At 54.4% G+C, this 316-nt stretch carries 1 pseudogene; it reads right to left on the reverse strand.

The features are described from left to right. A pseudogene (locus tag ACYP03_RS25285) lies at window positions 1-316 on the reverse strand (4-hydroxyphenylpyruvate dioxygenase); the annotation flags it as partial.

Here is a 316-nt window from a genome sequence, read left to right on the forward strand (position 1 = left end):
CCACAGATCCATGTTCCCTTGCTTCACATTGTGAGTCAGGTGATCCAGGGTATGTAACCCGGCGTCCTGACTGGCCAGGCGCTCCTGGTAATCCGGGTAATAGTCGAAATCGATCTCATAGATATCGTGCTCGCCATAGCGATCAACCAGATAGATCAGAGATTCACCTATGCCGTAAACAGCCGGAATGTTCAGCTCCATCGGGCCGGCCTGTGCTGGGCAGGCTGTCGCGCCGTTTTCCACTGCGTGTTCCAGCGCATGAGTTGAATCTTTCACACGAAATGCCATCGCGTTAACGCTTGCACCGTGCACACCG

The sequence above is a fragment of the Photobacterium sp. R1 genome, assembly GCF_054600795.1.